Source organism: Acetobacter papayae (assembly GCF_047721125.1).
Classification (GTDB): Bacteria; Pseudomonadota; Alphaproteobacteria; order Acetobacterales; family Acetobacteraceae; genus Acetobacter; species Acetobacter papayae.
Map to the genome: position 1 here is coordinate 18,667 of NZ_JBDNWF010000012.1, position 19,217 is coordinate 37,883.

Annotated in this window: 18 protein-coding genes; 6 read left to right on the forward strand and 12 right to left on the reverse strand. The window is 63.5% G+C overall.

What is annotated here, in order from left to right; genetic code table 11:
• Positions 1 to 54: 54 nt before the first annotated feature.
• A complete protein-coding gene (acs, locus tag ABF757_RS05700) occupies positions 55 to 1,992 on the forward strand; it encodes an acetate--CoA ligase (RefSeq protein WP_415481302.1) in 1,938 nt (645 codons plus the stop codon).
• Between the two features lie 60 nt (positions 1,993 to 2,052).
• Here the strand turns inward: acs and ABF757_RS05705 are convergent, their stop codons facing one another.
• Positions 2,053 to 2,397: a DUF1653 domain-containing protein gene (locus ABF757_RS05705; RefSeq protein WP_234395253.1), complete on the reverse strand. Its 345-nt coding sequence runs from the start codon at positions 2,395 to 2,397 to the stop codon at positions 2,053 to 2,055.
• On the opposite strand from ABF757_RS05705, the gene ABF757_RS05710 reads away from it, so the two are divergent.
• Entirely contained in the window at positions 2,396 to 2,914 is a 519-nt protein-coding gene (locus ABF757_RS05710; protein ID WP_415481336.1) for a hypothetical protein, read from the forward strand. The two genes, ABF757_RS05705 and ABF757_RS05710, sit on opposite strands and share 2 nt — an antisense overlap.
• Before the next feature lie 47 nt (positions 2,915 to 2,961).
• Here ABF757_RS05710 and ABF757_RS05715 read toward each other — a convergent pair whose 3' ends face one another.
• Both ABF757_RS05715 and ABF757_RS05720 read right to left on the reverse strand, forming a co-directional pair.
• On the reverse strand, positions 2,962 to 3,924 hold the full coding sequence (locus ABF757_RS05715) for an SAM-dependent methyltransferase (protein ID WP_415481303.1): 963 nt from the start codon (positions 3,922 to 3,924) through the stop codon (positions 2,962 to 2,964).
• Entirely contained in the window at positions 3,921 to 4,307 is a 387-nt protein-coding gene (locus ABF757_RS05720; protein ID WP_415481304.1) for a DUF423 domain-containing protein, read from the reverse strand. Before ABF757_RS05720 ends, ABF757_RS05715 begins: the two co-directional genes overlap by 4 nt.
• 151 nt (positions 4,308 to 4,458) lie before the next feature.
• Between ABF757_RS05720 and ABF757_RS05725 the strand changes: the two genes are divergently transcribed.
• The 3 genes from ABF757_RS05725 to ABF757_RS05735 all read left to right on the forward strand — a co-directional run bounded on the left by ABF757_RS05725 (position 4,459) and on the right by ABF757_RS05735 (position 6,563).
• Complete coding sequence (locus ABF757_RS05725) at positions 4,459 to 5,052, forward strand: cob(I)yrinic acid a,c-diamide adenosyltransferase (protein WP_415481305.1); 594 nt, start codon at positions 4,459 to 4,461, stop codon at positions 5,050 to 5,052.
• 297 nt (positions 5,053 to 5,349) lie between these two features.
• Positions 5,350 to 6,012 carry a hypothetical protein gene (locus ABF757_RS05730; protein ID WP_415481306.1) on the forward strand — a complete coding sequence of 221 codons (663 nt, stop codon included), beginning with the start codon at positions 5,350 to 5,352 and terminating at the stop codon, positions 6,010 to 6,012.
• A gap of 65 nt (positions 6,013 to 6,077) precedes the next feature.
• Positions 6,078 to 6,563: a hypothetical protein gene (locus ABF757_RS05735; RefSeq protein ID WP_415481308.1), complete on the forward strand. Its 486-nt coding sequence runs from the start codon at positions 6,078 to 6,080 to the stop codon at positions 6,561 to 6,563.
• An 18-nt stretch (positions 6,564 to 6,581) separates the two neighbouring features.
• Here ABF757_RS05735 and ABF757_RS05740 read toward each other — a convergent pair whose 3' ends face one another.
• From ABF757_RS05740 to cysQ, 4 genes are all read right to left on the reverse strand, one after another.
• Positions 6,582 to 8,024, reverse strand: coding sequence for an FAD-binding oxidoreductase (locus tag ABF757_RS05740; RefSeq protein WP_415481309.1), 1,443 nt, complete (start codon positions 8,022 to 8,024; stop codon positions 6,582 to 6,584).
• A gap of 92 nt (positions 8,025 to 8,116) precedes the next feature.
• Positions 8,117 to 8,674, reverse strand: coding sequence for a hypothetical protein (locus tag ABF757_RS05745; RefSeq protein WP_415481310.1), 558 nt, complete (start codon positions 8,672 to 8,674; stop codon positions 8,117 to 8,119).
• Positions 8,671 to 9,681: an L-threonylcarbamoyladenylate synthase gene (locus ABF757_RS05750; protein ID WP_415481311.1), complete on the reverse strand. Its 1,011-nt coding sequence runs from the start codon at positions 9,679 to 9,681 to the stop codon at positions 8,671 to 8,673. The genes ABF757_RS05745 and ABF757_RS05750 overlap by 4 nt, the downstream gene beginning before the upstream one ends.
• Positions 9,682 to 9,766: 85 nt before the next feature.
• Entirely contained in the window at positions 9,767 to 10,537 is a 771-nt protein-coding gene (gene cysQ, locus ABF757_RS05755) for a 3'(2'),5'-bisphosphate nucleotidase CysQ (RefSeq protein ID WP_415481312.1), read from the reverse strand.
• A 116-nt stretch (positions 10,538 to 10,653) separates the two neighbouring features.
• Between cysQ and ABF757_RS05760 the strand changes: the two genes are divergently transcribed.
• Complete coding sequence (locus ABF757_RS05760; protein ID WP_415481313.1) at positions 10,654 to 12,126, forward strand: leucyl aminopeptidase; 1,473 nt, start codon at positions 10,654 to 10,656, stop codon at positions 12,124 to 12,126.
• A 90-nt stretch (positions 12,127 to 12,216) separates the two neighbouring features.
• Here ABF757_RS05760 and ABF757_RS05765 read toward each other — a convergent pair whose 3' ends face one another.
• The 5 genes from ABF757_RS05765 to hslO all read right to left on the reverse strand — a co-directional run bounded on the left by ABF757_RS05765 (position 12,217) and on the right by hslO (position 19,168).
• Positions 12,217 to 12,663, reverse strand: coding sequence for a DNA polymerase III subunit chi (locus ABF757_RS05765; protein ID WP_415481314.1), 447 nt, complete (start codon positions 12,661 to 12,663; stop codon positions 12,217 to 12,219).
• A gap of 161 nt (positions 12,664 to 12,824) precedes the next feature.
• Positions 12,825 to 13,961 (reverse strand): S1C family serine protease, encoded by a 1,137-nt coding sequence (locus ABF757_RS05770; RefSeq protein ID WP_415481338.1) that lies wholly within the window; start codon positions 13,959 to 13,961, stop codon positions 12,825 to 12,827.
• A 448-nt stretch (positions 13,962 to 14,409) separates the two neighbouring features.
• Positions 14,410 to 16,974, reverse strand: coding sequence for an ATP-dependent helicase HrpB (hrpB, locus tag ABF757_RS05775; RefSeq protein WP_415481315.1), 2,565 nt, complete (start codon positions 16,972 to 16,974; stop codon positions 14,410 to 14,412).
• A 170-nt stretch (positions 16,975 to 17,144) separates the two neighbouring features.
• Complete coding sequence (locus ABF757_RS05780; protein WP_415481316.1) at positions 17,145 to 18,053, reverse strand: hypothetical protein; 909 nt, start codon at positions 18,051 to 18,053, stop codon at positions 17,145 to 17,147.
• 122 nt (positions 18,054 to 18,175) lie between these two features.
• Entirely contained in the window at positions 18,176 to 19,168 is a 993-nt protein-coding gene (hslO, locus tag ABF757_RS05785; protein ID WP_415481317.1) for an Hsp33 family molecular chaperone HslO, read from the reverse strand.
• Positions 19,169 to 19,217: the final 49 nt, after the last annotated feature.

The window sequence follows — 19,217 nt, forward strand, 5'->3', positions numbered from 1 at the left end:
GTGATCAAAACGCCAGACCTGAACGGTTGAAACAAAAAACAAGAAGGACAGGGCGTGGTGGACAAGGCTGCATATCCGGCTTTAGGCGCGGTTTCCGATCAGTATCGGCAGAATGTTCTGGAAGCGGAACGCGACCCGGAAGCGTTCTGGCTAGCGCAGTCGCGCCGCCTTGTCTGGCATAACGAACCCAGCCATGCCTCCCGGTCTGATTTCACGGGCGATGTCCGTATTGCCTGGTACGAGGATGGCCGCCTGAATGTGGCTGAAAACTGCCTTGACCGTTACCTTCTGACGCAGCCTGACAAGGCAGCCGTTATCTGGGAAGGGCAGGAGGACGGGCATCGCACCGTTCTGACCTATCGCGAATTGCATGCCCGCGTATGCCGTCTGGCCAATACGCTGCGCCGTCTGGGTGTCAGCAAGGGAGACCGCGTTGCCATCCATCTGCCCATGGTGGTGGAAGGGGTGGTGGCCATGCTGGCCTGCGCGCGTATCGGGGCCATTCATGTGGTGCTGTTTGGCGGTTTTTCGGCTGAAGGGCTGGCCGAGCGCCTGCGTGACAGTCAGGCCGTGCTGGTTATTACAGCAGATGTAGCCCGCCGGGGTGCCAAGCTGATTCCGAGCAAAACCACCATGGACGAAGCATTGGTCGCCTGCGGTGCGGACAGTGCCGTACGCACCGTGCTGGTGGTGGCCGTAACGGGGGCCACGGTACCCATGCAGGCCGGGCGCGACCTGTCTTACGAGGCGGAAGTCGCGCTGGAAATGCCCGATAGCCCGGTGGAGGTCATGGCCGCCTGTGACCCGCTGTTCTTGCTGTATACATCAGGCAGCACGGGGCGCCCCAAGGGCGTTGTGCATAGCTCGGGTGGCTATCTGGTCTGGGCAAGCTTTACGCATGAGACTGTGTTTAACAGCCAGCCTGACGATATTTTCTGGTGCACGGCTGATACAAGCTGGATTACCGGCCATACCTATGTGGTGTACGGCCCGCTGGTGAATGGCGGCACCATCATGATTTATGAGGGCCTGCCCTCATGGCCCGCCCCCGGTCGCTGGTGGGATGTGATCGACCGCAATGGGGTGACTGTTTTCTATACCTCTCCCACGGTTATCCGCGCCGCCATGCGGGAGGATGATCATGTGGTGGAAAGTCGCTCGCTGGCCAGCCTGAGGGTACTGGGTACGGTTGGCGAGCCCATCAGCCCCGAGGCGTGGCAGTGGTTCCATGACAAGGTGGGCCGCAACTGCTGCCCTGTGGCTGACACATGGTGGCAGACCGAGACCGGTGGCGTCATGATAACGGCCAGCGCGGGCAAGGTGCCGGGGCGGCCGGGCGCTGCGGGTCTGCCCCTGCCGGGTGTGCATGTTGAGCTGCTGGCCCCCGCCGGGGCCGGTCAGGAACAGCCGGTTGTGGAAGGGGCGGGCGAAGGGCTGTTGTGCCTGTCGTCCTCATGGCCCGGTCAGGCCATGACGCTGTGGCAGGACCATGAGCGTTTCCGCCAGACCTATTTCACGACCTGTCCGGGGCGGTATTTCTCGGGTGATGGCGCGCGCCGCGAGGCCGATGGCTATATCTGGATTACCGGCCGGGTGGATGACGTGGTGAATGTTTCCGGCCACCGGATTGGCACGGCGGAAATTGAAGATGCCATCGCTACCGACCACGAGGTGGTGGAAAGTGCCGCCGTGGGTATTCCGCATGACCTCAAGGGGCAGGGGCTGGTGGTATACGTGGTCCCGCGTGAAGAAGGCGTGCTGGATACGGCGCGTGTACGCAAGGTCGTGGCCGATAGCGTGGGCCGTTATGCCGCCCCCGAAAAGGTCTATGTCGTGCGAGATCTGCCCAAGACCCGTTCAGGCAAGATCGTGCGGCGGCTTTTGCGCAAGATCGCGGCGGGGGAACTGGAAAATCTGGGCGATCTTTCCACCCTGTCCGACCCTGACTGCGTGCAGGCGCTCATCAGTCAGGTTGCTGAACAGCAGGGCTAAGTCCTGTTTCGGCTCTGGCCCGCTGTCAGGTGGGCCGGAGTTGCTGGACAGGCTGGGTCTTCAGGATGCGGTGCTGTTTTCCAGCAGGGCAAAACGGGGTTGGCCGTTGACTGTCTGCATCCACATGGCCAGTGGGCGCACCCAGTAAGTGCCGAGCGTCTCGCTGCGGTAGGTTACCAGCCATTCTTCCGTCTCGCTGTGCCGACCAGTGCACAGAACCGTATATAATCCCCCCTTGTAATGCCGGTACAGGCCGGGCTGCGGGTGCGCGGGCATGCTGTCATCCGCCGGGGGGGCGGCGTGTGCTGATGGCGTGGCCGGGGTGTGATCAGGGCTGGTCATGGCGGCTTCTTCCGTGTTCTGTATGTCTATAGGCAATGAAAGGGTGGGGGCGCGAGTGATCATGAGGCATCTGGGCTGTTTCGTGCGTTACGGTAGCCGTGCTGCCCGGCTGGGCAGGATAGGCGGGCTCCTGCTGACTGTCATCGGGGTTTTCCATGGTCTGGCCTGTGCTGCGTCCCATACTCGTGGTGGCGTGGTTGTAACACTGAGCGCCCAGCCCGGTACGAGGCTGGATGCACAGGCCCGCGTGCTGGCAACCGAGGATATGGCCGCTGCCGCCCGGCATGGCGAGGCACCGCTGGTACTGGTGGGCACAGCCTCGCTTGCGCTCAAGGGCAGCGGGGCAGATGCGCTGTTCGTGCAGGTGCAGTCCGCCAGCCTGTGCGGGTCTGCGGGGTGCTCTACCGATGTATATCTGCAAAGGCAGGGCCAGTGGGTGAAGGTGCTGGATTCCGTCAGTGGGCCGGTTGAAATCCTGCCCACCGGCCATGGTGGCATGAAGGATATTCTGGTCGATGGGTCTGACCGGTGGATATGGAAAAACAACGCCTATGTGGACACGCTCGCCCTACAGGAGTGAGCGTGAGCCACGAATACAGGTGCGGTTTACTCTGATGCGGGCTGAGGCTACGCGTTCCAGCCCGGCAGGGGGCTGACACCGTCTCTGGCCGCCGTGTCTGACCAGAAAAACGTCAGCTCATGCTTGTTATGGGCCAGATGTGCGAGCGCACCGCCGGGAATGGCCTCGAAGGCACTCACGGTTTCATGGTCTGTCTCGCCCTGAAATTTGACGGTCAGCACCATGTTGCGGGTCTGTTCCGTATCAATCCAGCGCTGGGCCAGCCGTAGCAGGCGCTGCGGGTAGGCGATGATATCGGAAAAGACCCAGTCAGCTTTTTCAAGCGCTGCAGGCTCAAGACCGAAAGCACTGGCCTGATGGAAGCGCACGTTTTTCATGGCGGCTACGGCCGGGGCGAGGGGCGCGCGGTCAAACGCATCCACCCGTGCGCGCAGACTGGCCAGCGCCCATGTCCAGCCGCCGGGGGTCGCACCCAGATCGTAGCAGAGCGTGCCGGGATCGGGCCAGCGGCCCAGACGGGTGCAGGCTTCCCATAATTTCAGATAGGCGCGTGAGGGCGGGCCGGTGCGGTTTTCCACAAAACGGGGCGCACCATTGGGGAACGGGCTGGTTTTGCGTGCCGAAAACAGCAGGGTTTCGGGGTCCAGCAGGGTCCATGCTCCCAGCGGGCTGGACGGGGGTAAAGCCGGAAAGACCAGTGGCGCGGCCTTGACCGGGGGTAGGCGCTCTTCCACCAGTCGCGCACGGCCAAAGCAGGTGGCGGCATACAGGCTCCAGTTTCGCTGGCGTGCGCGGAGCGTGTCCGCCGCCTCGCGGATGGAGGCAATGGCAACACATTCGGGCTCCAGCCAGATATCCAGCGCCCAGGGCGAATACACGGCAGGCTGACTGGAAAGGGCTAACTGCCCGTGCCAGCGCTCCACCGTGACGCCACGGCGGCTCAGGTCTTCGGCCAGTGTGTCTTCAAGCCCTTCCGCAGCCAGCCAGGCGCCACCTATGGTCGTGCTCATGCGCCGCGCGCCCAGGCGAATGCAAGACACAGCCATGATGCAATCAGCATGCTGCCGCCTGTGGGGGCAACGTGGCCGGCGTGGTGGCCCGTGAAGGCGGTATAATAAACCGCGCCGCAGAACAGGAGCGTACCCAGCAGAATACCCGCAGTGCCGAGACGCAGCAGACGTGAGGAGAAGCGCTCCGCACCCAGCCCGAGGCCGACAAGGGCGAGGCCCTGCCACATCTGCATTTCCATGGCGCCATGGGCCATGGTGCGGCCACCGGTGGCAAAGGCGGTTTCAGGCAAATGCGCCGTAAGCGCGCCCATGATCACGCCACAGGCGACGACCAGCGCGCCACATGTGCGAAACAGGCGGGGAGGGAAAGCGGAGTGTGTCATGCGGCCCATTCTATAGTCGCGCAGGGGGCGGACGGCAAAGGGGCGTTGCATCCATGGGTTGCGCTATGCGTCCGTTAGTATTGTTTTCTGCCACAGGGCGGGGAATGCTGGTGACAATAGATGGCAGGACCGCAGGAAGGAACAGGACAGCATGAGTATTCGGATAGACAGGGTGGTGACACGCGGCGGCGATAGCGGGCAGACCTCTCTGGGGGATGGCTCGCGTGTGGGAAAGGACAGCCTGCGCATAGAGGTGCTGGGCGCGTTGGATGAGCTTAACGCGGTACTGGGGCTGGTGCGCGCGCATGCCACCCAACCCGGCGGGCAGGCAGAGACACGGGTGGAGGAAGAACTGGCCACCTTACAAAATCTCCTTTTTGACATGGGGGCGGAACTCTGCGTGCCGGAAGGGCCGAAAACCAGCCGCGTGAAACCGGTTGCAGAGCAGGTGGTGATTGAACTGGAAAGCTGGATTGAACGCATGCGTGCGGATCAGCAGCCTCTGAGCGGGTTTGTGCTGCCGGGCGGTGCGCATGCGGCCTGCTGGGCCCATATGGCCCGCACCCAGACCCGCCGGGCCGAGCGGCAGCTTGTGGCGTTGGGCCGACATGAAACACTCAACCCCGTATTGCTGAAAATACTGAACAGAATGTCTGATTACTTTTTCGTTCTTGCCCGTTATTTCAATCAGAACGGGCAGTCTGACCTGCTATGGCAACCAAGAGTATCATCCACCGCGGAATAAATCCGCGGTTTTGCCACAGAAACCTGCATATTGCGCTTGGATAACACATCCGGGCGTGGTATCAGTGCACAGCAACAGGTTAAAGATGCTTATTTGGCTCTTATCTCGCTGTTGACCATTTCTTTTTTACAGATCGTTCACCGACTCTCTTGTAGGAGTAAGGCGGTTTTTTCGGAAACCCTGTGTGTGGTCTGATGTATTGCCTGTGCAAATTGATACGGGAAATGGCAGCGGGTAGCCCGTTGAGCATTTCTGTTTCATGTAACGTGATAAAATAAGAACGTGACATTCAGATTGATGAATACTTCTCCTTTTCTTTCTTCTTCCACATCCGACCAACAGCATGAAGATGGGCTGGAAGAAGCCAGCATGCTCAATGCGCTCGAACGGCTTGGCCAGTCCGCCCGTGCGCGTCCCGCAGCCCGTCAGCCTGTGGAGCCCACGGGCAAGCGGCGGCGTTTCGTGCGTGATGGCGAGGTTCAGGTCGAAAAACACACGCTTGGCCGCACCGCAGCCCCGCGTACGCTGGCAGAGCCCCGGCCCGGTGGCGGCAATGCCCGCGCCGTGCATTTTTCCGATGAGGATAACGGCGAACTCACGCGCCTGCGCCGCCACCTGGCGGAAGAAAAACTGCGTGCGGAAGAAGCAGAGCGCCAGTTGGCCGAAACACAGGCCACCCAGCGTGGCTTGATGACCCGTGCCGGCCATGCCGATGTTCTGGTGCGTGAACTCAAGGAAAAACTGACAGAGCGCGAGACGCATCTGGGCCGCGCCGCGCGCGAAATCAAAACCCTGCGTGAAAAGCTGGAAGTGGCTGAGGCCGAGGTCGAGTTGCTGCGCACGCGCGCTGAACGCCAGCCAGCCCCGGCTCCGGCAGCCCCGGCGGCGCGGCGTTATGAACTCTCCGTTGAGGAAGCAGAAAATGGCGGCCCCCAGCCCGTCAAATGGTGGAAAGACTGAGCCGCGCATCTCTGTGTGCGGCGGTTCCGCCTGCCTGTGTATAATGGCTGTTTCAGAGGGCTGACATGAGCGAAGAGCGTCAGCTTTCCTCAGGCATGGCAACATTCGGCTTTGCCGTGCTGGTGCTTGATCTCGCGGTGGGCATTGGCTTTGTGCTGGTGCCGCTGATGATCGTCGGTTTTCTGTCTCTTCTGCGTGATGTGTTTGGTGTGCTGCTGCTGCCTTTCAGCTTTCTGCTGGGGTTGGCGGGCTGGTCTGCTGACCAGAAAACCCTGCACGCCATGCAGACTGGCTTTCTGCCCGATGGCAGTGCGCATATGCTGCGTGCAGGCAGTATTATCCTGCTTCTGGCGGTATCAATCCTGTGTTCAGTAATGGCAAGCCGCCGTGTGGGGCAGTCTGTCTGTGTCGAGCGCTGGCTTGCACCCTGCCTGACAGGTATTGCCGCATGGCTGGGCGGGGGCACTCTGGCCCTTGTGCTTCTGCCTGCCTTCTTTTTGCAATGCGCCGCCCTGCGTTACCCCGGCCTGCGGATTGCAGGCGCGCGGTAAGCTGGTGCGGGGCCGCGTTCAGGCGGCGGGAAAGATCTTGCCGGGGTTCATCAGTCCTTCAGGGTCCAGCGCGTTCTTGATACGGCGCATGCTTTCCAGTTCGGCCCCACCACGCCATGAAGGCATCATGTAGGTTTTAAGCTGCCCCACGCCGTGTTCGGCAGAAAAGGAACCGCCAAGGCGGCGCACAATTTCCGCCACCGTATCCATGATATCGTGATCGCGCGCACTGAAAGCCGCTGCATCCATCTGCTCGGGCTGCACGAGATTGAAGTGGATGTTGCCATCCCCGATATGCCCGAACGGTGCGACCCGAATACCCGGAATAAGGGCCTCGCACGCGGCGGTGGCGTCTGTAATCAGGGTGGGAATGGCCGCCAGCGGTACGGAAACATCGTTCTTTACAGAGGCCCCGGCGCGTTTCTGGGCTTCGGCATGTTCCTCACGCAGCATCCATAGCGCGTTACGCTGGGTTTCGCTTTCCGCCAGAACGGCGTCTGTTACCAGCCCGCTTTCCAGCGCTTCTCCCAGCACATCTTCCATCAGGCTACGTAGGCCCTCGCCCGCGCGGGGGCTGGAAAGCTCGACCAGCGCGTAGGCCGGGGCGGGTTCTGCAAGCGGTAGGCTTGCCCCGTCAATGAAGCGGTTGACCAGCCCCATGCTGGTGCCAGACATGAATTCAAACGCCACCACGGCAGCAGGGTCCTGCTTGCGGAAAGCGCCAAACAGCGCCAGCGCGCCCGCAGCACTTTCCACAGCACACAGGGCTGTTTCGCGCGCACGGGGGGCGGGCTGGAGCTGGATAACCGCACCGGTAATGATACCCAGCGTGCCTTCCGCCCCGATCAGTAACTGACGCAGCGCGTAGCCCGTATTGTCCTTGCGTAGCCTGCGCATGAGGTCCAGCACGTTGCCATCGGGCAGAACGGCTTCAAGCCCCAGAGCCAGTTCACGGGCATTGCCATAGCGTACCGTGTTGTTGCCCCCGGCATTGGTGGCCAGAATACCGCCGATATCCGCCGAACCTTCGGAGGAAATGGACAGGGGCAGGAAAAGCCCTTCAGCCGCGGCGGCATCCTGTGCGGCCTTGAGTGTCACGCCGGCATCTACCGTCATGGTCAGGTCTGCGTGGTCGATCGTATGCACACGGTTCATGCGTGTGGTGGAAATGACAACCGCCCGGCCGCTGTCATCCGGGGTGGCACCGCCTACCATGCTGGTATTGCCGCCCTGCGGCACCATGGGCACGCCGTGGGCATGGCATAGGGCCACGGCCTTGGCGCATTCCTCGGTCGTGGCGGGGCGCAGCACTGCGGCGCAGCGGCCATGGTAGAGCGCCCGCCAGTCCGTGCAGAAAGCGGCTGTGTCCGTTGTGTCCGTCAGCAGGCCAGAGGGGCCGAGCAGGGCCAGAAGCGCCTGATGGAGCGTGGAGGGAAGAGAGGTTTCAGGCGTGCCGGACATGGCGGTGCGCTTCCTTTGCAGGGCCGGAAAAAATGGCGGGTGGGCAGGGTATCGGGGCTGGGGGTTCAGGCTGATGGCAGGCGGGTTGCCGCTCAGCCAAATGTGCGCTGTGCGCTATGGACAAAAGGCAGGGGGCTGGGCCGGAGGGTATGGAATACCTCGGTGCCAGCAACCCCTGCCAGCAATCCGGCCATCAGGGCCGCCACGATCATGAGTGGTTTGGGATTGCGGGCGGTGGAAAGCTGCATGGCGGCCAGATGGGTCTGGAGCTCCGCGCGGGACTGCTGGGTCAGGTAAAGCTGGGCCTTGAGGGATTCGTTCTGGGCGGTGATGGAGCGCAGGTCACGATCCAGCCGGTTGATGCTGTCGGCCATCTCCCGCAGCTGGGTGCGGTAGGAATCGGGCATTTCCTGTTTTTCTGCCCGGGCACGGGTAGTGGAGCTTCTGCGCCGCTCCGTTGGCTGGGCGCGGGACGGGTCTGCCGAGATGACCTGAAACAGGTTCTTGAGCGCGCCACCCGTGGTGCTGTTGCGCTGCGCACGGCGGCGCAGGGTTTCCAGTGCCGCGACAGCCTGCCCCTGCTGCTCTTCCAGAACAAGTGCGAGAATGTCTGAAAGGAGTTTGACCTCCTTGGGGTCCAGCTCACTCATGGCAGGGTGTTTTCTTTCGGGTTGGCGGAAGAGGGACGGGGGGCGGCGGCACGGGTCAGGCGGTCCTGTATGGCCAGCCCCAGTCCGTGAGCAGGGATAGGCTGTACGGCTATGCCGCGCAGATGGCGCGCTGTGCCAGCATGGTCGAGCGCACGCAGGCCCGAAAACAGGCGGGCTGCGGCTTCTTCAAGATTGCCGCTTTCGCTCAGGTTCCAGAGCATGGCGGCCGGGCTGGAGCCGTCTTGCGGGCCAAAGGCCAGCAGGGCTTCATCCGCGCGGGGGGTGTGTACATCCAGCCGCACCGGCAGGCCGGGGGCGTAGTGCGAGAGCATGCGACCGGGCGAGAGCGGGGCGGCATCGCTCTGTGTTGCGGGGCGGAGCAGGGGGCCGCACAGGGCCTCCAGCGCTTCCACCGTTACGCCGCCGGGCCTGAGCAGGCAGGGCCGATCGGGCTGGGAAAGATCAAGCACCGTGCTTTCCAGCCCAATGGCGCACGGCCCACTATCCAGCACTGCGTCAATCCGGCCATCGAGTTCTTCAAGCACATGGGCGGCATTAGACGGGCTGATCCGCCCGGAACGGTTGGCCGAAGGGGCCGCTACAGGGCGGCCGGTCTGGCGCAGCAGGGCGGCGGCAACATCCCCACGGGGTACGCGCACGGCCAGTGTGGACAGGCCATCTGCCGCGAGGTCGCTAACCGTGCAGCCTGCCGCGCGGGGCAGAACCAGCGTGAGCGGGCCGGGCCAGAACGCCTCCGCCAGCCTGCGGGTGAGCGGAGAGGCCTCGACCTGCTCAAACGCGGCATCGGCATCGGCAAAATGGCTGATGAGCGGATTGAAACGGGGGCGGTTCTTGGCTTCAAAAATACGTGCGACGGCCTGCGGCTGCGTTGCATCGGCACCCAGCCCGTAAACTGTTTCCGTGCCAAAAGCCACAAGCCCGCCTTCACGCAGAAGGCGGGCCGCCGTGGCAATGCCGGTTTCGGTGCTGTCCAGACGCAGGGTCATGAGTCTTTCGGGCTCTTACGCTCAGCCGAACCCTGTGGCCGCCCCCGGTAAAAAGGCGGGGCGGGGCATAGGGCAGCAGCGTGGATCATAGCGATCCGGTACAGACAAATGGCGGATTTTTCCAGCCTGATTTGCCGTAAACGAGGGGCGAGCCATCCAGAAGCGTTATCTGACCACCTGCGGCTTCCACAATGGCCTGTGGGGCGGCGGTGTCCCACTCCATGGTGGGGCCAAGGCGGGGGTAAAGATCAACCAGCCCTTCGGCCACGCGCACGAACTTTACGGCAGAGCCGATATTGCCCAGCGAGGCGATGTTGCGGCCATTGAGATATTCCGCCAGCCGCACGTCATCCGCATGGTGGCGGGAGGCAAGAACGCTCAATCCCTCGGCCGGGGCCTTGCGAACATGAATGGCCTGTTCGCCCCGGCTGTCGCGCCGGAACGCGCCCAGCCCCACGCCGCCCCAGTAGGTCTGGTGGTAGGCGGGCAGAGACATGGCACCCAGAAAAGCCCGCCCATCGCGCACAAGGCCGATATTGACGGTAAAATCATCCCGTCCGGCGGCAAATTCCCGCGTGCCGTCCAGCGGGTCCACTAGCCAGTAGGTAGGGGCCACGGCTGTTTGCATTCCTGCGGCTACTTCTTCTTCCGCAACAACGGGAATATCCGGCGTGGCGGCGCGCAGGCCGCGCAGGATATGCGCCTCGGCGGTGGTGTCCGCTTCCGTTACGGGAGAGGAATCGGTTTTGGTCTGGGTTTCAAATCCCTTGGCGCGAATGGCGCGGATGAGATCTGCGGCTTCTTCCACCAGTCTGGTGGCCAGGGCCAGAAGCTCGGACTCTGTATGGGCGTTCATGCAGGCACCATACGCCAGCTTGAGCGTGGCGTCATGTCCCGTAGCACTATTGCCAAGCCCGCGAGGGGGACTTACGCAGAAGGGAACCCGTTTTGCTGGAATGATCGGTAGAATTCATGCTTCAGATTTCGTTCTCCTCCGAAATACGGCCCGTGGGCGGTAGCCTTGCCGTTCTGGTGCCACAGGGTGAAACCCGTCCGGCGGTTTTCACTGAGCTCGATACAGCCCTGTCCGGCGCCCTGTCCCGTGCGGCAAAGGCCGAAGGCTTCAGCGGCAAGGAGGGTACGAGCTGTGTCGTGCTCGCCCCCTCGGCGGCGTTTGAGCGCATTGTGCTCGTGGGGCTGGGCAAGACCGAGGATGTAGATGCTTTTGCCGCCGAAAAGGCTGGCGGGACTGCGGCCTCGCTCCTTGGCCGGGCTGAAAAGGCGACACTGGCCACGGGCGATCTGTCTGGCGCACTGGCAGCCCATGCCGCATTGGGGGCGGTGCTGGGGGCCTACCATTTCGGCCTGTATCATGGCGCGCCTGAAGCGCTGGATAACCACAAGCTGCAGGCCCTGTCCGTGCTGACCCCTCATGCGGCGGATGCAGATGCGCTCTGGCCGTCCCTGTTGGCGGTGGCGCGCGGTGTGGTGCTGGCGCGCGATCTGGTGTCGGAACCGGCCAATGTGCTCAATCCCGTTGAATTTGCCGAACGCGCCCAGACGCTGCGTGCCCACGGGCTGGAAGTGGAGGTGCTTGACCGCCCCGCCATGGAAAAGCTCGGCTTTGGCGCGCTGCTGGGAGTTGCTCAGGGCAGTGCCAATGAGCCGCGCATGGTGGTCATGCGCTGGAATGGTGGCAAGACCGATGCCGCGCCGCTGGCTTTCGTGGGCAAGGGGGTGACGTTTGATTCGGGCGGCATTTCCATCAAGCCTGCGGCCGGTATGGAAGATATGAAGTGGGATATGGCCGGTGCCGCTGCGGTTACCGGGCTTATGGCCACTCTGGCGCTGCGCAAGGCTTCGGTTAACGCGGTTGGCCTTGTCGGGCTGGTGGAAAACATGGTTTCCGGCACCGCGCAGCGGCCGGGCGATGTGGTGCGTAGTGCTTCGGGGCAGACGATCGAGGTGCTGAATACCGATGCCGAAGGGCGGCTGGTTCTGGCCGATGTGCTGTGGTACGCGCGGGACCGTTTCGCCCCCCGCCTGATTGTCGATCTCGCAACCCTGACCGGTGCAATCATTGTCGGCCTTGGGCATGAATATGCGGGGCTGTTCTCTAATGATGAGCCGCTGGCCTCGGGTCTGGCCGATGCCGGGGCCTTCACGGGTGAAAAGCTGTGGCGCATGCCGCTGGGCAAGGCGTACGATAAGCTGCTGAAATCCGATATCGCGGATATGCAGAACATCAGCGGTGGCCGTGCGGGTGGCTCCATTACGGCGGCCCAGTTCCTCAAGCGCTTTGTGGGCGAAACCCCGTGGGCACATCTGGATATCGCGGGTGTTGCATGGGACGACAAGGCCCGTAACGGCCAGCCCAAGGGAGCAAGCGGCTTTGGCGTGCGCCTGCTCGACCGTTTTGTCCGCACGGGTTTTGAGCAGAACTAACTGACCGCGCGTTTCCGTGCTGGGCCTGCCTGTTGCGCAGGCCCAGCATAAAGGGCGGTTATCAGGGGGGGATTAAAGCGGGTTTAGGCGTCAGCCACCGCGGGTCCAGCCCTGTGCTTCCTGCTTCCAGTAGGTAGGCGTATGGCCTGCCGCACGGGCAGCGCTCCAGCGTTCGCGTGCGGCGGTTACGGCTTGCGGGTCCTGTCCGTCAAACAGGTCGAATACGCGGCTGAAAGCCGCAAAATCGGGGCAGGTCCGGTTTTCCAGCAAAAATAGAAAACGTGCCTTGTTTGGGCTGTCTTCGCCCGTTGTCAGCCATATCGGGTGCAGATCGGGGCAAAGCGCGCCTTCGCTGCCATGGGGCAGCCAGCGGGGCGTTGCAACCTGCCACAGGGCTTTGTCCAGTTCCTGCAACAAGGGTTTGGCTGCGCACCACACGACTGCTTTTTCGCCTGCTCCCAATGTGCGTGTCAGCAAAGGGGGCAGGGCTTCCGTAACGCCGGTGCGTGTCAGGTGGTAAAAACCGATCTGTGTCATCCTGCCTCTATAACAGCCTGACGCATGCGCGGGAAACGCGAAGCCGCAAAGTGGTGGCTCTTGGCCGCTTTAGGCGCGCCTGTGATGCGGGCAGGCTGGCAGGATACGTCATGGCTTACGGATAGCCAGAAGCCATGTGGGATGCAGGAACCTGCGCGGGGTTAGTGCGGGTCGGTATCCTCGGTCGGCGGACGGTGGCCGACAAGGGCCTGTAACTCAAGTGGCTGCCCGTGGCGCAGGACGCTCAGGGTTACGGTTTTACCCGGTGCCGCTGCCGCTATGGCGCGGATCATGAAGCGGGCGGTTTCCACCCGTTCGTCATTCAGACGGCTGACGATATCGCCCCGGCGTAGCCCAGCATGGGCGGCGGGGCTGTCGCGGTCCACTTCTGTTACCTGCGCGCCTAGTGGGCTGGTGTTATCCTTGAGGGTTGCCCCTAGCCAGCCCCGGTCCATATGGCCGGTTTTGCGCAGGGTTTCCACAATGGGTCGGACAATCTCAGAAGGAATGGAAAACCCAAGCCCCACGGACCCACCCGTGGGGGAGACAATGGCCGTATTTAGCGCCACAACCTGTCCGGCCATGTTAAAGGTCGGCCCGCCTGAATTGCCGGGGTTGATGGGAGCATCAAGCTGGAGAAAATCATCAAACGGGCTGGCCCCGATATCCCGTCCCCGCGCAGAGACAATGCCTGCTGTCACGGACGAGCCAAGACCAAACGGGTTGCCCGCAGCCAGAATCCAGTCTCCCACCTGCACAAGGCGGCTGTCACCCCACTGGGCGTATGCCATGGGTTTTGGGCTGTTGATTTTAATGACGGCAATATCGGTCAGCGGGTCGATACCCACAGGTGTTGCGGTAAATTCCTGCCCGTCCATGAGCGAGACCGTAATACGGTCCGCATCAGCCACCACATGCCCGTTGGTGACGATGCTGCCATCGGGGGCGATGATAAAGCCTGAGCCCGCTTCTAGCAGGTCGTTCCAGTGCTGGCGCATGCGCTCACGGTAGCGGTGCTCAAGGGGCGTGCCGCGCACGGAAGAGGGCAGCTTGTGCTGTGTTTCCGATTCGCGTGTGACGGCAATATTGACCACCGTAGGGGCGATCCGCCGCACCAGTGGCGCAAAGCTGAGAGGGCGGGATTCTACCAGCGGTACAGGCGGGGGTTCTTTAGAGGCCGGGCTTGCAGGCTGCGGGTCTGTGGCGAGGGTATCCGCTGCGTGCGCTGAGCCGCCCTGTGCCAGCAGGCTCCATGCCAGACCACAGGCCATGCCGCCCCGTGCAAGCCTGCGGGCCATACGCTGCGCCACCACATGGCGCCGGGGTGGGCATGCGGTTTTGCCGGGAGGGGGCAGGCTGGGCAGTGCGGGCAGGCTAGGGGCCTGTGTCATGCGTGGGGCGGTACGAAACTGAACATGGTCTTGATTTTTGAACCCGTTTGCCCGGCACATGCAACAGGGATCGTGTTTCTACCCATGTTTTCATGCCGTTGTGGCCCCAACGCCAGAGTAGCAGGCAGGGTAGGAGCGGGGCGCGTTCACCAATGAGGCAAGGGGCGTTAGTTCACCGGGTTTGTTTGTTGGGGTCGGGGGTGTGCTGTGGCAGGCATGGGCACAATACCCTCCGTCCCGGTGGGGCGTTACTCTTGCGGACCAAGCCTGTGCGGGTACAGCAGGGCCGTGCTTTTGGCCGCCATACCCTGTGGCATAGTCCAGCAGCCATGACCCCGCCGCGTGTTGGAGGCCGCTACGGACGGCGGGTTTTTGTGGCGGGGGCGAGGGCCGGGTTTTCGGGCCATTCGTGGCGGGGGTAGCGGCCGCGCATGTCGCGCCGCATATCCGCCCAGCCGCCCTGCCAGAATCCCGCCAGATCCGCCGTGATAGCCTGTGGCCGCCCGGCGGGGGAGAGCAGCGCCAGCCGTAAGGGAATGCGTCCACCCGCCAGAAGCGGCGTGGTGCTGGTGCCAAAAAACACCTGCGCGCGGGCCGAGGCCACGGGAATGGGCTGGGTATAATCCACCTCCGCTCGGCCACCGGGAAAATTTAGGGCGGTGGGCAGTTCCCTGTCCAGCCAAGCGGTATGGGCATAGCCAAGCCAGCCGCGCAGTAGGGCAGCGGTATCGAGCGCTTTCAGCCCGGCCATGGTTGTGCAGCCAACCAGAGCCGGTGCCAGCCATGTTTCGGCACTTTTAGCCAGCGCAGCAAAGGAGAAATCCGGCCAGTCCGTCATGTCTGAGGGCATGGGGGTGGAGAGGGCGCGCGCCAGTTCAACGCGGGCCTGCACCTGCCCCCCTGCGCCTGTCCAGTCGAGGGCGGTTGCGAGGTTGGCGCGTGCGTGCTCGAGCAGCAGGGTTGCTGCTTCCTCGGGGCGGACTTTTTCGGTGCGGTCGCGCAGCACAAGGTTGCCAATACGTGTGCGCCTGCGCGCCATAATGGCCCCACTGGCTGGGTCCAGCGCGGTTTCTACCTGCTCACGCGTGCGGGCCAGCACGGCAGGGGGGAGGGCATCGGGGTCGAGGGGGGCTGCCAGACGGATTTCCGCCGTGGTGCGCAGGTGCAACCCGGCCACGGCCAGCAGCCGCGCGGTGGCTAGCGTATCATCCCGGCGCAGGCGGGCATTGCCGCCATTGGCCATACGGAAACTGCCGATCTCGCCCCGGCTCAGGGCTATGCGGTCCACAAACCCGGCAGCCAGCAGGGCGGCGGCATCACCGCGTGCTGGCAGGTTATGCGGCAGTCCCAGCCGGGCGCGGAAACGCCCCGAGGCCTGACGGATTCGGGCCAGCGCGGCTCTGTCCGCCTGTGGGTCGTCCCCGCCAGCGATCAGGTCCAGGCGCAGGCTGATATCCGCCGGAGGGATAGGCGGTGGGCCACCCCGAGCCGCCATACGTGGGCGTAGTGGGTCGCGTTCTTCCAGCAGGGCGGCCAGATCAGCCGCAAGAGCGGCTTCCTCCGGGGTGGAGGCGGCCAGTAGCATGGCGGCCAGCCGTGGATGGGTGCCAAGCCCCGCCATGGCGCGGCCCAGTGGGGTCAGGCTCTGGTTTTCATCCAGCGCGCCCAGCAGGCCAAGCAGTTCGCGCGCGGCAGCCAGTGCGGAGCCCGGCGGCGGGTCTGGTAATGGCAGGGGCGTGTCGGATTGGCCGAGTGTTGCCGCCCACAGGCTGGTGGCCAGAACGAAGTCTGACAGGTCGGCCTCAAGAATTTCCGGCCGGTCATGCTGGGGCATGGCGCGTTCGGTATGGGGTGTCCACAGGCAGTAAGCGGTGCCGGGGGCCTCGCGCCCGGCGCGGCCCGTGCGCTGGCGGGCGGCAGCTTTTGAAATCCGCAGCGTTTCCAGCCGCGACAGCCCCGCTCCCGCGTCAAACCGGGGGGCGCGGCGAAAACCGCAATCCACCACGACCCGCACACCCGGTACGGTCAGCGAGGTTTCGGCAATGGAGGTGGCCAGAATAACCCGCCTCTCGCCCGCATTGCCGGGCTGGAGCACGCGGGCCTGTTCCGCGGGGTGCAGTTCTCCATGCAGGGGTAGGACCGTCACGGCGCAATCGGCCAGCAGTTGTGCCGTGCGCCTGATTTCTCCCGTGCCGGGCAGGAAGACCAGAATATCGCCCTGCGTTTCAGCCAGTGCCCGCCGCACACCCGCCGCCGTGACCGTAGGAATATCGTGCAGGGTTGCGATATCCTTTGTGGCGTGGTGCACGCTCAGCTCATGCATGCGGCCCGAGCTGGTAAATACCGGCGCGTTCATTAGCGTGCTCAGGCGTTCGGTTTCAGCCGTGGCGGACATGGCCACCAGACGCAGGTCCGGGCGCAGGCTGCGTTGCAGGTCTAGGCAGAAAGCCAGCGCCAGATCCGCATCCAGCGAGCGTTCATGGATTTCGTCCAGAATAACGCAGGCAACCCCTTCGAGCATGGGGTCTGATAGCAGGCGGCGCAGGAACAGGCCTTCGGTCAGCACTTCTATGCGCGTGTGTTCGGATATGGCGCTGTCCACCCGCGTGCGGTAGCCCGCGAACAGCCCTACCGTTTCGCCCCTGAGGGTCGCAATGCGCTGGGCAGCGGCACGGGCGGCCAGCCGCCTTGGCTCAAGCATGATGATACGCTCGTTCTCGCCCCGCCATGGGGCTGCGGCCAGAACAGGCGGAATAGAGGTTGTTTTACCCGCGCCGGGCGGGGCGACCACAACCGCGCTGGCAAACTGTCCCCCCGCGGGGTCCGTGGCCAGATGCGCGTAGAGCGCTGGCAGGATTTCGCGTACAGGCAGGCCTTCCGCGATGGAGAACGGGTCGGACGCGGAGGAGAGTATAGGCATGAGCGTGTTATGGCGTGCCGCCAGAGCGGGCGCAATGGCGGGCCCGCGTGGCGCTTGTCAGGGCAGCCCGGCCAAAGGGGGCTGGCGGGGATTTAGGCCGTGCCGCGCAGAAGCCTTGTGGGGCTCCGTGCGCGGGAGCTTGCCTGCGTGGGAAAAGCAGGGCTGTTGGGTTACTGGCTGCTTTGCGTGCTTTTGCCGGGCAGGGTCAGAAAACCCGCCTTGGGGGACTGCACGCGCGTCTTTGCGGGCTTGGTGGCGGTGGGTGTTGTGTCGTCCCCGGTCGGGAAAATGGGGTTGGGTTCCGCATCCTGCGCACTGGTGGCCGGGGTGGCAGCGGGCTGGGTCGGTAATGTTTCGGCTGCTGCTGCGGGGGCGCTGGTCTGAGCCGGTGCGGCAGGCAGGGCCTGTGTGTCGGTTTTTGTGGCGCTGGGGGCTGGCAGGGGCGTTGCGGTGTCATCCTGCCCGTTGAGAGACTGGGTCTGGATTGCGCTGCCCATGGGGGTGCCACCAGCATCCACCAGCCATTTGCTGAGCGAATGATGAACCTGATACTCGAACTCCACATTGAGTGTCTGCATCATGTCGCGGGTGACGGCGTACAGATTGGCCCGGCTTTCCACATTGCCTGAAGGATCGGGGTGGAGCGACTGCGATGCCTGCGCGGAGGCTGAGGCAACGCGGTGGCCATCGGCCGCTAGAATATCGAGATGAACCCCTACATTCCCTTTCAGCGTGCCGCCGGGCAGATGCAGGATGGAGGCGCGGTCGATCACGAAACGGGCCGTATTGGTGGAATCGGTCGCGCCGCGCGCGCTCAGCCTGTCCTGTGCCATCTGGCGTATGGCCTGTAGCGGCGGGGTGGGGGATTCAGGTCCGATATTGCCTTCCACCGGGTGGGCGGCGGTGCGGTCAACAATCGCGAGCGAGGAAACATTGAGGTTCATCTGGCCTAGATAGTCGTAGCGCAGGGGGGCGAACTGGGTTGGTTCGCTGTTCTGGGCGCAGCCAGCCAGCAGGGCGGGAAGCAGCACGGCTGTTGCCACCATGGATGAACGGAACAGATGGGGAAACGGCATCATGACTCACACTCTGGAACAGCCGGATTACGGGCAGATGAACCACCAGCGCCCGACCTAGTCAGGCGCTGCTCTCATTAGGTGAGCGAGTGTGCGACAGGGGCGGGGTGCGGTCAACGGGCGTATCAGCGCCCGACGGCAATGCTCTGGCGCGGGAAATGGAAATCCTTGTTGCAGAACTCGCAGGTCATGACGATGGTGCCGTTGTCCTGACACATGTGGTCAAGATCATCCTCAGGGAAGCGCTCCAGCACATCAATCAGCCGTGCCCGCGAGCAGCGGCAGCCAAAGGCGAGGGCGCGCGGCTGGTTTACATGCAGGTTCTGCTCATGAAACAGGCGGTTGAGCAGATGGGGAGAGGACAGCCCATCATCCAGCACTTCCTGATCGCGCAGGGTTGCCGCCAGAATGGTCGCGGTTTCCCAGCTTGCATCATCGGGGCTTATCAGCAGGTTTTCGTCCGTGCTGTCATCCACGGCTGAGGTAGCTTCGGCATCCGACTGTGCACCGCCTTCGCCCGCGATACGCTCAAGCACCAGCCCGCCCGCGCGCCAGCCCGCATCAGTCATGGCGCAGGCCAGCATGACCTGACAGGCATGCTGCTCACTGGTGTTGAAATAATGGGTGGCCATGGCGGCAAGGTCATCGCCGGCTATGTCCACAATCCCCTGGTGGCGCTCCATTTCCGCGCCCTGATCAACCGTCAGGGCCAGATAACCATCGCCCAGCAGGGCGCGGTCGGTGGGGTTAGGGGTGGTGGCGAGCAGGTTTTCAAGTGCTTCGTTATCAGTACGCACATAAAACCGCAGGGCACCGGAGTTGGTGCAGTCAGCCACCAGCATGGAAACCGGGCCATCGCCCTTGATCTGGAGCGAAAACGAGCCCTGAAACTTCAGGGCCGAGGCCAGTGCCGCCACCAGAGCCAGCGCCTTGCCAGCAAGCTGCGTGACCGGGGCCGGGTTGTCATGCCGGGTCAGCAGGGCATCGGCCAGTACGCCAAGCCTGATCAGGCGGCCGCGTACCGGCTGCCCCGCCAGATAGAATGGCGTAACACCGCCGGGCACCACAAGGTCGGGCACATCGGGGCGGTCGCGATCAAGAAAAGCCGGTTTTTCCATGGAGTAAAGTCAGGCCCTGCATAAGCATGAAACGGAGAAAACGCGCAGT